Below are 14,266 nucleotides of genomic sequence, written 5' to 3'. Positions count from 1 at the left end.
CCAGCCCCCTCAACACCACACCATCACACCGAACAAACACGGCGATAGCAGGGCACGGTCCGCAGTACGAAGACCTCGCGGGCGCCGCCGCGGCGGCGGGCCTTGGGCTGAACGCCCTTCGCCTTCACCGGAGAGCGGCGGCCGGCCAGGTCGAGGTTCTCGATGCTGGCGCCCGCAATCTCCTCCGCCCGGCCTGCGGTCTCGTAGCATCCGCCACAGCGGCCTCTCCCGCAGGTGCACCTCCCGGCGGCCGATCAGCCGGTCGATCGCGATCCGGGAGCGGGCCAAGCTATCGGAGCCCGGCACGGTGAGCCGCTTCGCCCAAAGCCGGCACCACCGGTCCGTCATGGCCGCGTTCCCCACACCAGGCGAGCCATGACGGCACCGCCGCCCCTCGGGTATTAGCGCGGTGGCCCGGCTGTCGCGTCAGGTGGGCGCCGGGTTCCACGGCTCCGGTGGGATGGTGCGGTTCGTGCGGACGGAAACTGTGCTGGTCAGGCGGGGGTGGGCTCGGCAGGAGCCGCAGCCGGGTGATCGCGTCGGTGGTGAGGCTGGTCCACGGCCAGCTGTCGTGAAGCGGAGGTATCGCTGTCGGCCGGCCGCAATTCCGGCTGTCGCGGTCGGCCGTGGCGCACGGCTGTGCCGTGGCGCACGGCTTCACCAGAGATCTTAAACGGTCAGGGTTCTGGACCTGGTGACGGCTGACGCGATGCGGCCCTACGGCACTGCGGCGAGCGCTTCGGCGAGTGCGCGCAGCCGAGGGCCGTCCAGTACCGCCGGGGCGAGAGCGGCCAGTTCCCGCAGGGTGACGTGGCCGAGCGTGGCCACTCGCGGATTGCTGAGCAGCCCCGGGACCGCTCCCTCGATGGCAGCGGTCGCCGCCGGTTCCGCGAGGATCGCCGACAGGGGGCTGTGCAGGTCGATACGGCCCTGGGGGAGCTCGTCCTCGGCGGGGAGGGCTGCGGCGGCCCGTTCGGCCGATTCGCGTTGCCGGCGCACGAGCAGGTGCTCGCGGCCCGCCTCGCCCTCCGCCGGGAGTCCCATGCGCCGGAACTGTTCGGCGGGCGCGTCGTTGGAGCGCATGAGCTGGACCATCAGGCCCGCCATCCGCAGTTCCAGTTCGTCATCGAGGAGCGGGTGTTCCTGCCGGGGATCGGCTTCGAGGTCGAAGAGCAGCGAGCCGTGGTGGTGGGCGTTGCGCTGGCCGTGGGCGGGCACTCGCAGGACGGGGCAGTCCTTGGTGAAGGTGAAGGGCGCGGCGAGCTCGGCATCGCGCAGCTCGGCGGGTGCGAAGCGGGCGCGCATATGGGTGGGCATCAGAGTGTATTCGTAGAGAGGAGCGTTGTCCTCGCTGACGCAGGCGCGCATATAGACGTAGCGGCCGTCGGTGACGTTGATGTGGCCGCCGAAGGAGCCGAAGAGGGCGGCCTCGCGCACCGGGGCGTCGCTTGCGGTCGTTTCGCGCAGGGGTGCGCCTTGCATGTCTGCCGGGCGTTCGACGCCGAAGTACTCCAGCAGGGTCGGGGCGAGGTCGATGGTCTGCACGAGGCTGTCGCGGTGTTCGTCGCGGACGCCGGTGCGGGGGTCCCAGATGAACAGCGGGGTGTGGATGTTCTCGTCGTACCAGGGCTGGACGTTCTTGCCCCACCAGCCGTGCTCGCCGAGCAGGAAGCCGTGGTCGGTGCCGACGATGAGCATGGTGTCGTCCCACATCCGATGGGTGTCCATGGCGTCCAGCACCCGGCCCAGCGAGCGGTCGCACATGCTCAGCAGTGCGGCGTATTCGTAGCGCACGTGCTCCACGGCCTGCGGGCGTTCGGTGGTGCGCTTGTATTCGGGCCAGTCGAGGTGCGGACCGTCGTAGGGGTGCGGGTAAAGGTTCTTGTACTGCTCGTAGGTGAAGAAGGGCTCGTGCGGGTCGAAGGTCTCGATCTGCAGGAACCAGTCGTCCTGGGTGTGGTTGGTCTCGATGAAGTCCAGGCCGGCCTCGAAGGTGCGCGTCTGCGGGTGGTCCTCCTCACGCTCGAAATACCCGCGGTTGACCCAGTCCTGTCGCCACAGCTCATTGCGTTGCAGCCTGACCGCCTCGGGGATGTCCGGCGCGGCGAGCCGGCCCTTCCAGGGGTCGCCCTCCTGGCCGCGGAAGAACTCCCAGGTGCTGTAGCGGGTGTGATAGGTCGCGCCGCCGTCCTCGAAGTAGTGCTGGTGGTCGGTGGCCAGGTGGGAGTGGATGCCGTGCTCCCCGAGCAGTTGCGGCATCGAGTCGTCGAAGGGCTCCAGCGGGCCCCAGCTGCGGTGCAGGAAGTTGTAGCGGCCGGTCTGCATCTCCCGGCGGGCCGGGACGCAGGGCATGGATCCGGCATAGCAGTTGTCGAAGGTCGCGCTGCGCTCCGCGAGGCGGCGGAAGTTCGGGGCGTGCACCCAGTCGTTGCCGTACGGGGGCAGGAAGCGCCGGTTCAGGGTGTCGAAGAAGACCAGGATCGCCCGCTTCGGGCGCCGGCTCCGGTCAGTGCTGGGCATGGTGCTCCCGGTCGTTGACACAGCGCACGACGGGTGGCGTGGTGAAGCCCGGCGCCAGCTGCGCGTGTACCGCGCCGAGGCCCTCGATCTCGCCCGTGACGACCAGCCCGTTCTCGTACTCCTTGCGGGAGACGCGGATCTGTGCCGCCGTGGCGCCGAGGGTGATCACGTCGCCGGGGAACAGTGTGATCATGCTTGAGATGGTGGTGATCAGGTCGTCCGGACCGGCGATGTACTGCGAGGTCGTGCCGTGAACCACCTGGTCGCCGATCTTCAGAGACATGGCCCGACCGCGCCAGTCGTGCTCGGGGAGCGGGACGGGCGTCTCACCCATGAGGTTGAACGCGTCCGCCCACCGCCCGTACACCGCGGTGATGCCGCGTTCACCCGCCCTCGCGGGTCCGACCACCGCGTCGGTGAAGGAGAGGTCGCACAGCGCGACGATCGGCGCGTAGCCGAGAATGACCGACCGGCCGTCCTCGACGTCTGCCGCCAGCTCACTTACGACCGCGGCGAGTTCGACGCTCACGATGATGTCGCCGGCCCGGGGCGGAATTTCGACGGCGGATCCACTTGACGTGAGTGAGCTGGCCGGACCGTTCAGGAACCGTGGCACCTGGAGCTGTGCGAGGCCGGCGGCTTCCTGAGCTGATCGGTCGTTGCCGAACGACGTGTAGAAGTGGCGCGCCGAGTTCACCCTCCACTCGTCCGGCGAGTCCAGTGCTCTCGCGCCGGAAGCGGCCACCTCCCGGATGGCGTACGAGGGATGGGACTCCATCGGCACGCGTGGGCGCGCCCCCTCGTCGGCGACCCGGACCGGGTTCACCAGGGTGCCTACGTCCTCGATCTCGACCTCGAGACGGGTCCGAGGGTCGGCGAGGTCGTCCGGGAAGACCGGAAGCCCGTCGACTCCCATCGTGCCGAAGTGGATGACGTCGCCCGGATACAGCGAGGCGAAGGACGAGTACCAGTGAATGACCCGCTCGATCCCCATCAGCGTCGCCGCGCTGTGGGCACGGTCCCGCGTCCGCCCCGACTGCCGGGTGTACATGAGCAGGTTGTACGGGTCTCCCACCTCGTCCTTGGTCACGAGGTAGGGGCCCATCGGGCACAGTGTGTCGGCCTTCTTCCCGCCCCAGGAGGCGGTGGCCTGGTAAAGCCAGTCGTTGTAGCTGTCCGGGAGCCCGTAGCCGTTGTCGGCGTTGCCGGGAACCACCCGGTAGTAGTAGCTCCCGGACACGTCGTTCACCACGGTGTAGCCCGCGACATGGTCCATCGCCCGATCGACCGGGATGTAGCGGCCGCCCTTGCCGATCACGATCGCCAGCTCGACGTTGTAGGCCATGTGCGGCACATGATGGTCGTGCTTCATGGTCACCGGCTCGCCGGGGCCGATCGCCGCACCCTGCGGTCGCTGATGCCCGAGTGGGAACAGGTTCAGCATGCCGATGTTCGGGTTGTTCCGGACGAACGACGGGGAGTTGGTGACCAGTCCCCAGTAGAGGCGCGGCCGTGGAATGGGGGCGAGAAGCTCGATGTCGTCGACCGGATGCCCGGCCCGCGGCAGGAGCGTCGCATCCGTCTGGGCGATGAACCGCTCGGCGTAGGCGACCAACCGCGAGAGCGCCGCCATGCCCGCGTCCTCAAGCGTCAGGAAATCCACCAGGGTGTCCGGCCACGCGTCCCCGAGGAACCGGGGACGCGTGGCCACGTAGCCTGAGGACGGGATCGATGCGTAGTTCGTGAGGAAGGTTTCGGCCCGGCCGGGCTCGATCACCCACGCCGTTCCGTCGGAAGGCTCGATGACAAACCCCCACCGTTCCGTGCCTTCGAAGAGGTAACTGGCGAGTCTCACGTGCTGTTTCCTTCGGTGTTCAGGTGTCTCAGGTGTCTCAGGTGTTGGCGATCGGATCGCCCAATGGCATGTGGTGCCAGCCCTTGCCGTCGGAGATCGCGAGCATGGCGCGGTTGGACGGGTCGTTCACCATGACCACCGCTCCGGGAGCCGGCTCCGGCAGGTCCGCGGCTGACAGGGTCGCCAGCTGGAGGGTGTGGGCGTAGACCGTCCGCACCCTCTTCTCCTTGGAGCCGATGTCGCGCGCGTTGTCGGCCGTTGGGATCAGCCCGTTGATGTCCACCCTCATGGCCGCGACGCCATTGGACCTGTTCGTCGAACACAGCAGTTCGACGGCCGCGGAGCCGGAATCGTTGGCCGGGACGACCCGTACGCCGCCCTTCACGCCGGGCCCCGCGCCCGCCGCCTGCTCCGACGCGGCGACGAAGCTGCCGTACGCGTCGGAGCCGAGGCCGGGGGCACCGGTCGTGGTCGCCCGGACGACGAAGGCGCCGTTCTTCGCCGCGGTGAGCTCGTGCTTGTTGGCGCCGGCGCTGCTGCGCTCGATGTAGTTCTCGTCGCCGACCGCCTCGGCGTACAGCACGCCGCCGGTGTTGCCGAAGATGTTGCCGGTGATCGTGGATCCGGACAGCTTCCCGATCACGCGCACGGGCGGCGCCTTCGCGAACGGGTTCTCCCCGAAGGCGTTGGCCAGGACCGCGACGCCGTTGGCGTCGCCGTTGATCCGGATCGCGCTCCACCGCTCCTCTTTGAGGAGGTTCCAGTTGTCGAACACGTTTGCGGAAAGCGTGACTTCGGACGCGGCGGTGGCGAAGTAGACCGGCGAGCCTTCTATCCAGTTGAAGCTGTTGCCGGTGATGGTGACGTTGCGCGCGCTCGCCTCGGGACGGAACTCGATCGCGTGCGAGGGGCGCCCGCCGCCGTCCGGTTCGCCGCCCCCGAGGATGTTGCCGGTGAACGTGATGTTCGTGCCACCGGACGTGATGGCGACGACCGAGCCGCTGGATCCGTTCTCGACCACATTTCCGCTGAACGTCGAGTTGATGATCCCGCCGGAGAACAGTCGCCGGCCGATGTCGAGAATATTGTTCGCGATCACAGCGCCACGGAAGTTGTGGGCGTCCGCACCGCTGGTGACGATGGCCGTGCCCATGCTGTGGAAGTGATTGCCCTCGATGAGCCACTTACGCATCCCATAGGGCAGCACGTGAACACCGCTGCCCCCGACCCCCGAGGTCGGCCAGGAGATGTCCAGCCCGAAGTCGCCCACCGCGACCAGGTTGTTCGTGAAGACCAGACCTCGGCCTACGTGCTTCACCGCGGTGTAGAACTCGATGAACGTGCACTCGGTGATCGTCGCGTCCATGTCGTCGGTGTTCGGCGGCTCGGCGCCAGGGTCCCGGGCGATGTTGACGGCGGTCGTGTTCTTCAGACTCGGCTGGACGACGAAGCAGAGACCGCGGATCGCCGCCAGCGGTGCGCGCACCAGGAGGCCGGTGCCGTCGAAGTCGACATCGATGACCGAGGTCCGTGAGCCCATGGTCCCGGCGCCGGCCAGAACAGTGCGGTTGAAGTGCCCCGCCCCCGAGGTCTCCGCGTCGGGGATGACCAGTGTCCGGGTGACGCGGTACGTGCCCGGCGGAAAATAGACGATCTTGTTCTTCCGCTCGCGCTGCGCGTCGATGGCCTGCTGGATGGCCTCGGTGTCGTCGGCGATGCCGTCACCGACGGCGCCGAAGTCCTGCGGTGTCGTGGCATTCGCCACGTCGACCGTTTCCGCCTGCGCGGGTGTGCTGAAGGCTCCGACGGTCGCGGTGGTGATACCCGCGAGGCCGGCCGTGCGCAGGAGACGACGTCTGTTGACGTTCATGCTGCTATCCCTTCGTCGGACGGATGAGCTGGTCCTCGTGCCTGGTGATGAACTCGTGGAGGGCTTCGCGTTCCGCCGGCTCGCTGCGCAGCAGGGGTGCCGCGACGTAGGGAGGGCACAGGCCAAGCTGCGCCAGGATCTCCTTGACGCCCGGTGTCCCTCGGCGGATGGCGTGGAGCTTCGTGAGATCGGTGATGAGTGCTTGGAGCCGTTGCATCTCCTCGCGCTCGCCCGCCTGGTGAGCGGCGGCCAGTTGCAGTGCCAGCCCAGGACTGATGTTGGCGATGCCGGGGACGATGCCGTCGGCGCCGAGTTCGAGAGCGACGGCGAGCTGGGTTTCCGCGCCCTGGCTCACGGCGAAACCAGGCCGGGTCCGCGCACGCTCGACGAGATGGCCGAGGAACTCGATGTCGCCGGAGCTGTCCTTGATCCCGACGAGGTGGTCGAGGTCCAGGAGGGCGTCGACCACCTGACGGGTCAGCGGATTGCTGTAGCGCGGCGCGTTGTAGGCGATGACCGGAAGACCGATGCCGGCGAGCGCGGCGTAGTGGGCGACGATCTCGTCCTCGCTGTGGTGGAAGTAGATCGGCGGGCTCATGACCAGCGCGTCGGCTCCGGCCGCCGCCGCGATCTCGGCGCGCTCCAGGGCCTCGAGCGTGCCGGCCGCGGTCACGTTCACCGTGATCACGCCGCTTCCCGTGAGCGAACGCCACTGGCTGATCACACCGTCGAGGAACGGTCTGATGACCGATGTCGGCAGCAGCGGGCCCTCACCGTTGCTGCCGAGGAGCATCAATTTCTCGATTCCCGCACCGGACAGGGCGGAGAGGAGGTCTCCGGCGTGGGAGGCCGCCGGTCGGCCGGTCTCGTCCATCGCGGTGATCAGCGGAGTGGTCACCCCGCCGAGCAGGGATCTGCCGTCGGTCATCAGTAGCCCTTCACTTCGGGCCAGGCGAGCTCGAACCCGTCCTGCGTGAGCTCGCTCTGGAAAGACTCGATCAGCCGGGAGTCGGCTCGGACCTGCTCGGGCGTCAGGGAGTTCGTGAGGCAGTGCGCCGCCAGCGCACCAGCTGCCTCGCCGATGTTCCACTCGACCGGATGGAGCCGGTAGCAGCCGTTGGTGATGTGCGTCGTGCCGATGTTCTTTCCGGCGGCCAGGAAGTTGCGCATCCGGACCGGCAGCAGGGCCCCCAAGGGAATCTGGAACGGGCTGCTGGGCACGTCGATGTAGTTGTCGCCACCGGTGGAGGGGTGGAGGTCGATCCGGTACATGCCCACCCCGACCGAGTCCGGATAGTGCACGGCACCGGCATCGCCGCGGACCACCATCGACAGGTCCTGCTCCACGACGGTCGTGTGCGCCCGTATCCGGCGGGACTCCCGGATATAGGGCGCCATGGCCAGACCGTCGGAGGTGCCCATCACATCCGGCCGAAGTCGCAGGCCCGGCCAGCCGGTGCCGCCGTCGGGCCGCGGCGCCTCGGTCTGCAGCCAGTACAGCATGCTGAGGGAGAGCTGCCGCGCTCCCTGCAGGTGCTTGTCCCGCTCGTCCTCGGAGACGCCGAGCAGCGGGCCGGGGAGGTAGTCGATCATCGGCCAGTTGACGACGGTGATGTCGCTCGCCGCGAAGCCCGGCTCGTACTGCTCGCGCGCGAAGATGCGGCGGAACAGCCACAGGTCCCGGTCCCCGGGGTCGGCACTCTGATCGGCGACGATCGGGCCGGAATGGGCGTGCGGCACGAACGTCCGGGTGAGTGTCTCCAAGGTCCGGGGATCGGGCGCCGTGAGGCTGAGCAGACGGTCCGGCCAGCACTCCGGCTGGTACTCCCGCCAGAAGCCGGCCTGGGCCGGGCGGTCGATCGTGTGGTCTTCGCCCTCGAGATGCTCAACCGCGAACACCCAGGAGAACGCCTGCTGGTTGAGCGGCTGCGCCTCGCTGGGCGCGCTGGGCTCACCGGTCTCGGCCGAGGACTCGAAGCCCATGACGTGTTCGACGTCCGCGAGTGGCAGGAGGTCCCCGAGTTCGGTGGCGTCGAGGACATAGGGCGCTTCGACGGTGCGTTCCTCGCCGGCCCGGGACACGACGGTGACGGCGGTGATCCGGTCGCCTTCGACGCGCGCGGTCACGGCGCGGTGCCCTGTCAGGACGCGCAGCGTGCCCGCGGACCGGTACGGCGCCAGCATGCCTTCGAGGACGGCGAGGGCGACGCGCGGCTCGTGGCACAGCCGGCTTACCCGGCCCAGGCCCGGGTTCAGATCCGGTTGCCGGAGCGCGGCCGACGTCAGCGGGTACCAGGTGCGGTAGTACGCACGGACACCCTCGCGGAAGGCACGGTAGGAACGGGTACAGCCGAACTGCTCGATCCACGCGTGCTCGTCCGGCGGGACGGCCTGGCTGGTGAGCTGGCCACCGAGCCAGTCGTACTCCTCGGTCATGATGACCGACCGGCCGCGGCGCAGCGCCGCGAGGGCCGCGGCGACACCGCCGACGCCTCCCCCGACGATCAGGATGTCCGCTCGCATGTTCTGCTCGTTACTCAACTGATCTGCTCCTGTACTTCCCTGACCGGCGCGTCCGCGCCCTCCAGGGCGTAGGCGGCGCCCAGGAGGCTCTTCGTATAGGCGTGGGACGGCGCCGTGAACAACTGCTCGGCCGAGCTGCACTCGACCAGTTCGCCCTTCTTCATCACCGCGACCCGGTCCGCGATCTGCCGCACCACCGCAAGGTCGTGGGTGATGAACAGGACCGTCAGTTCCCGCGTCCGCCGGAGGTCGACGAGGAGCCGCAGGATCTGCGACTGGACCGACACGTCCAGCGCGGACACCGCCTCGTCGCACACCAGCAGACGCGGCCGCAGCGCCAGCGCTCGCGCGATGCTGACCCGCTGGCGCTGGCCGCCGGACAGCGCCGAGGGGCGCCGGTCGGTGACACCCTCGTCGAGTCCGACGTCGGCGAGCACCTCCCGCAGCGCCTGCCGGTGATCGCCGGCCGGAGCCACCGCGGGGTGGACCTTCCAGGCTTCGCGGATGATCGAGCCCACGGTCATCCGCGGGTTCAGTGAGGAGCCGGGGTCCTGGAAGACCATCTGGATGGCGCGTTGCAGCTCGGCCGGCCGCTTGTCGATCGGCCCGAGCGCCCGGCCCTCGTAGGTGATCGTGCCCTCCTGGGGGCGGAGCAGCCCGAGCACGCAGCGTGCGACGGTCGACTTGCCCGACCCGGACTCGCCGACCAGCGCCAGCATTTCCCTGGCGTGGATGTCCAGGCTGAGGTCGTCGACGGCCTGGACCATCGTCCCGGGTTTGCGCAACGACCGCTTGGGACCGGGGAACGCCACCCGCAGATCGCGGATCTCCACCATGGTGCTCGGCGACTTCATGGCCTCACCTCCGACGCGAAATGGCAGGCGCTGAAGCGGCCCGGATCGACCTCGCGCAGCTCGGGTACCTCGGTCCGGCAGCGCTCGCGCGCCATCGGACAGCGGGGATGGAACGCGCACCCGGCGGGCCGTTCGAACGGGTTCGCCGGCGCTCCCTGCAAGGGCTCGGCAATCGCCGTCTTCCTGCTCACCGCGGGCACGTTGTTGGCCAGCGCCCGGGTGTACGGGTGACGGGGATGCTCGAGGACCTCGCGAGCCGGGCCGCGCTCGGCCACCCGGCCGGCGTACATGACGACGACGTCGTCCGCCACGTGGGCCATGACCCGCAGATCATGGCTCACCAGAAGCATGGCCACGCCCTCCTTCTCGCGCAGATCGGACAGCAGCTGGAGGATGCGCGCCTGGGTGGTGACGTCCAGGGCGGTCGTCGGTTCATCGGCGATGATCAACTGGGGCCCGCCGGCGAGCGCCATCGCGATCATCACGCGCTGGCGCATGCCACCGGACATCTCGTGCGGGTGGACGTCGATCCGGTGTTCCGGATCCGGGATGCCGACCCGGTCGAGCAGCCGCAGCACCTTCGCGCGGACATCCTGGCGCCCCATGCCGCCGCGGCGCAGGATCTCGCCGACCTGACGCCCGATCGTCTGGATCGGGTTCAGGGCCGCGAGCGGATCCTGGAAGATCACACCGATCTCGTGCCCGCGCACCTGACGGAGCCGGCGGGCCGGAGCGGTGAGCAGGTTCTCCGACTGCCACGCGATCCGGCCCGAGGTCTTCGCCCCGGATGGCAGCAGCCCGACGATCGACATCGCGCTCATCGTCTTGCCGCTGCCGGACTCCCCGATCAGGCCGGTCGTACGGCCGGCGTCCACCGAGAAGGACACCGAGTCGATCACTGTGCCCGTGTTGGCGCCCCCGGTGAGGGCGACCTCCAGCTCTTCCACCTGGAGCAGTGGTGTCGCGGGAGTGGTGGGTTCGTCAGCTGCCACGGATGCCGCCGCGGTGGACGGGTGCGGATCAGTCATCCGAGACCTTCACGTGCGCGAAGGTAGGCATCGCGTCGGGAGCGAGCTTGAGGCCCTTGACGCTCTTGCGCCAGGCGTACGGCTGCTCGACGAACATCGGGTACATGCCGACCGCGTCGGTCCAGATGATCTCGGTCGCCTTCGCGTAGAGATCTTTCCGCTCGGCGGCGTCGGTGCTCGCCCCCGCTGTGGCAAGGAGCTTGTCCAGCTCCGGGTTGCAGTAGCCGGTGCGCTTGGCCGCACACGGGTAGAGGCGGCCCAGGTTGGTGGCCGCGTCGAAGCCCTGAGAGCCGATCTGCTGAATGTTCAGGTCCCATTTCATCGCCAGCAGGTCGTCGAGGAATACCGCCTGCTCCTTCTCCAGGGGCTCGACCTTGACGCCGATCTCCGCCAGGTCCGATGCCACCGCCTCGACGAACTGCCGGAAGTTCGGCTGCGAGAACTGGAAGCGGATCTTCTTGTCGTAGTCGAACCCGGCCTTGTCCAGCGCCGCCTTCGCGGCGGCCTTGTCGTACTTCACCGGCTTCTGCGGCACGTAGCCGAGCACCACCGGACTGATCACCGAATCCGCGGGCGATCCGGTTTCCGGGTACAACGACTCGATGATCGACTCGAAGTCGACGGCCTGCCACAGCGCCCGCCGGACAGCGGCGTCCTTGAGCGCCGGGGTGGAACTGTTCATCCACATCGTGTTGACGCCCAGGCTCGGGACAGTGTCGACGGTGATGTTCGTGTCGGACTTGAGCTGCGCGATCTGGTCGTCGGCCATGCTCCAGGTCACGTCGACCTCGCCGGTCTTGAGCGCCGTCATCCGGGCCGACGTCTCGGGGATCGACTGGAACTCCAGCTCCTTCAGCTCCGGCTTTCCGTCCCAGTAGCCGGAGTTAGGCTCAAGCTTCAGCGCCTGGCCGGGTTCGAAGGACTTGACCACGAAGGGTCCGGAGCCGACAGGCTTCTGGAAAAAGCCCTTGTCCGAGGCCTGCTTCGGGGTGACGAAGAACGACGAGATCTTCCCGGGGAACGCGGCGTCCGGCGTCTTGGAGGTGAAGACCACCGTCTTCTTGTCCGGCGCGGCGGCGCTGTACCCGCCGAAGTTGCCGGCCAGCGGTCCCTTCGCGGCGAGGACGCGCTCGAAGGAGGCGACGACCTCCTTGGCGGTCACCGGAGTGCCGTCGGTGTACTCGACACCCGAGCGCAGGGTGAATGTCCACTCGGTGGCGTCCTTGTTCGGCACCCACTTGGTTGCCAGGTCGCCCTCGAACTTGCCGGGGCCGGTGGCGCTGAGGAGCGGGCTGAAGATCGCCCTGGCCGCCAGCTGCGTCCCGGCATCCATGCTCGCCGCGCCATGGGGGTCGAGGTTCTCGATCGGGAGCGGCCCGGCGACAGTCAGGTGGCCGCCGCCCGCCGCCGTGCCGGCCGTATCCGACCATGAGCAGGCGCCCGCGCCCGTAAGCATGGCCAGGGAGAGGGCGATCGCCGCGGTTGGTCTCTGAGAGCCGATTCTCATGCCGGGTTCCTTTCGATGGGTGGAGGTGGAGTACGGGCCACAGCGCGCGGGGCGGCGCGACGGGGCGAAACTTGCCGGGAGGGGCACTGGGCGGGTCTGGCGAATAGCGCCGTCCGTCCGAAGGGCGGGGCTCACCGTGTCTGGTGCGTGCGATCGCAAGGCGGAGGATCGGCCTTGCGGATGGACCGGCCGTACTTGGGCGACTGACGACAACGCACGGGGCACCTCCCGTGCCCCCTCGGGGCTACGGGGAGAGCGTGCGTGCCGGGCGTCGCGGGGCAGCCGGGACTTCTGAAACACGGCCTAGCCCCGGTTGCGGGTGTATCGCCGCGTGAGCTTGTCGCCGACCAGTCCGATGCAAATGATGAGAATGGTGAGCGCGAGGCCCGGGAAGACCGTGATCCACCAGGCGGTTGCGAGATAGTCCCGGCCGTTGGCGATGCTCTGCCCCCACGACACGACGTCGGGTGGGAGCCCGAGACCGAGGAAGCTGAGTGCCGCTTCGGACAGCACGGCCGAGGCAAGCTCGATCGTGGCGAGCGCGATGACCGATCCGGCCAGGAACGGCACGATGTGCCGCGCGAGCGTCGCCGGCTTCGACACACCCATGATGCGGGCGGCGTCGACCCAGTCACGCTCTCGCGTGGACATGGTGATATTGCGCGACAGCCGGGCGAATCCGACCCAGCCGCCGACCGACAGCGCGATGATCACGACGTGCGTGCCGCGCTGGAGGAGGCCCGAGATGACAATCGCCAGCAGGATGCCCGGGAACGCCATCAGCACTTCGATCATCCGCGAGACGGCCATGTCCGCGAGCCTGCCGATGTAGCCCGCGATCGCCCCGAGCGCGACGCCTACGACACCGGAGACCAGGACCACCGCGATCCCGATGACGAACGAGGTGCGGGCACCGTAGACGACCTGGGCCAGGACGTCGCGGCCGACACCGTCGGTGCCGAGCCACGCGGTGCCGGACGAGGTCTCGGAGCCGGGCGGAAGCAAACGGCCCTTCACCGACGTCGCCACCGGGTCGTAGTCGATGAAGAGCGGCCCAAACACCGCGGCGAGCACGTAGATACCGATGATCACGTAGGGCAGCGCGGCGAGTGGACGGCGGCGGGGGCCGGCCTTCGCCGGGCTCGGCGCCGGACCGGCCACCAGGACGGACTGGGTCATCGTCGTGCCTCCAAACGAATCCGGGGGTCGAGCCTGGCGTTGACCACGTCGGCGGCCAGGTTGAGGACGATCACGCAGATGGCGATGAGGAACGTCGCGCCCTGGACCACCGCGTAATCGCGATTGCCGACGGCACTCACCAGAAGGGATCCGAGCCCCGGCCAGGCGAACACCGTCTCGATCACCACCGCGCCGCCGAGCAGCGTCCCCACCTGGAGGCCCACGACCGTGACCACCGGGATGAGCGAGTTCTTCAGGACATGCCCGCGGAGGACCTGGGTCTCGGTGAGCCCTTTCGACCGGGCGGTCTGCACGAACGCCTCGGTCATGGTCTCGGCGACCCCGCTCCTCGTCATCCGGGCGACGAGCGCCGTGAACGGGAGTGACAGCGTGATCGCGGGCAGCACCAGGTGGGCGAAGCTCCCGCCACCCGCGCTGGGGAGCACCTGGGCCTGGAGCGCGAGAACCAGGATCAGCATGATGCCGACCCAGAACGGCGGCAGCGCCTGCAACCCCAGCGCGAACGTCGATACGGCACGGTCCAGCACGCTGCCGGGCCGGTGACCGGAGATGATCCCGAGCACGAGGCCGACGACGATCGCGATCACCGTGGCCGCAAGGGTGAGCTCGATGGTCGCCGGGAACCGCTCGAGGACCGCGTCCATCGCCGGTCGCCCATAGCGGTACGACTCGCCGAAGTCCAGCGTCGCGACGTCGCCCAGGTACGAGAAGTACTGGACCAGCAGCGACTCGTCGAGACCCAGCGAATGGCGCAGATCCGCGATCTCCTGGGCCGTCGCGCCCGGCCCCAGCGCGACCGTGGCCTGGTCACCCGGGGCCAACCGGATCACAACGAACACCGCGCTGACGACGCCCCAGATCGTAAGGAGGCCGATCGCCAGCCGCTTGACAAGGTAGTGGATCACTGCG

At 68.8% G+C, this 14,266-nt stretch carries 10 protein-coding genes and 1 pseudogene; all 11 read right to left on the bottom strand.

Annotated elements, in window-relative coordinates:
- Window positions 1–53: 53 nt before the first annotated feature.
- Window positions 54–403: pseudogene (locus SSPS47_RS35645) on the bottom strand (site-specific integrase); the annotation flags it as partial.
- Window positions 404–717: 314 nt separating this feature from the next.
- Window positions 718–2,520: a sulfatase gene (locus tag SSPS47_RS27140; RefSeq protein WP_164253241.1), complete on the bottom strand. Its 1,803-nt coding sequence runs from the start codon at window positions 2,518–2,520 to the stop codon at window positions 718–720.
- Entirely contained in the window at window positions 2,507–4,375 is a 1,869-nt protein-coding gene (locus SSPS47_RS27135; RefSeq protein ID WP_164253240.1) for a fumarylacetoacetate hydrolase family protein, read from the bottom strand. Before SSPS47_RS27135 ends, SSPS47_RS27140 begins: the two co-directional genes overlap by 14 nt.
- Before the next feature lie 37 nt (window positions 4,376–4,412).
- The gene (locus tag SSPS47_RS27130; RefSeq protein ID WP_164253239.1) at window positions 4,413–6,245 is read right to left on the bottom strand and encodes a glycosyl hydrolase family 28-related protein; all 1,833 of its coding nucleotides are present in this window, start codon (window positions 6,243–6,245) and stop codon (window positions 4,413–4,415) included.
- A gap of 4 nt (window positions 6,246–6,249) precedes the next feature.
- Window positions 6,250–7,173 (bottom strand): dihydrodipicolinate synthase family protein, encoded by a 924-nt coding sequence (locus tag SSPS47_RS27125; RefSeq protein WP_164253238.1) that lies wholly within the window; start codon window positions 7,171–7,173, stop codon window positions 6,250–6,252.
- Entirely contained in the window at window positions 7,173–8,768 is a 1,596-nt protein-coding gene (locus tag SSPS47_RS27120; protein ID WP_164255062.1) for an FAD-dependent oxidoreductase, read from the bottom strand. The genes SSPS47_RS27125 and SSPS47_RS27120 overlap by 1 nt, the downstream gene beginning before the upstream one ends.
- A gap of 14 nt (window positions 8,769–8,782) precedes the next feature.
- Window positions 8,783–9,622 carry an ATP-binding cassette domain-containing protein gene (locus tag SSPS47_RS27115; RefSeq protein ID WP_164253237.1) on the bottom strand — a complete coding sequence of 280 codons (840 nt, stop codon included), beginning with the start codon at window positions 9,620–9,622 and terminating at the stop codon, window positions 8,783–8,785.
- Entirely contained in the window at window positions 9,619–10,614 is a 996-nt protein-coding gene (locus SSPS47_RS27110) for an ABC transporter ATP-binding protein (RefSeq protein ID WP_239065067.1), read from the bottom strand. Before SSPS47_RS27110 ends, SSPS47_RS27115 begins: the two co-directional genes overlap by 4 nt.
- A gap of 28 nt (window positions 10,615–10,642) precedes the next feature.
- Complete coding sequence (locus SSPS47_RS27105) at window positions 10,643–12,157, bottom strand: ABC transporter substrate-binding protein (protein WP_164253235.1); 1,515 nt, start codon at window positions 12,155–12,157, stop codon at window positions 10,643–10,645.
- A 303-nt stretch (window positions 12,158–12,460) separates the two neighbouring features.
- Complete coding sequence (locus SSPS47_RS27100) at window positions 12,461–13,336, bottom strand: ABC transporter permease (RefSeq protein WP_164253234.1); 876 nt, start codon at window positions 13,334–13,336, stop codon at window positions 12,461–12,463.
- On the bottom strand, window positions 13,333–14,262 hold the full coding sequence (locus SSPS47_RS27095; RefSeq protein ID WP_164253233.1) for an ABC transporter permease: 930 nt from the start codon (window positions 14,260–14,262) through the stop codon (window positions 13,333–13,335). Before SSPS47_RS27095 ends, SSPS47_RS27100 begins: the two co-directional genes overlap by 4 nt.
- Window positions 14,263–14,266 lie beyond the last annotated feature (4 nt).

Origin of the sequence: Streptomyces sp. S4.7 (assembly GCF_010384365.1) — a bacterium.
GTDB lineage: Bacteria > Actinomycetota > Actinomycetes > Streptomycetales > Streptomycetaceae > Streptomyces.
Note: the sequence above shows the minus strand (reverse complement) of the source record. Positions and strands in the feature narration are given on the sequence as shown.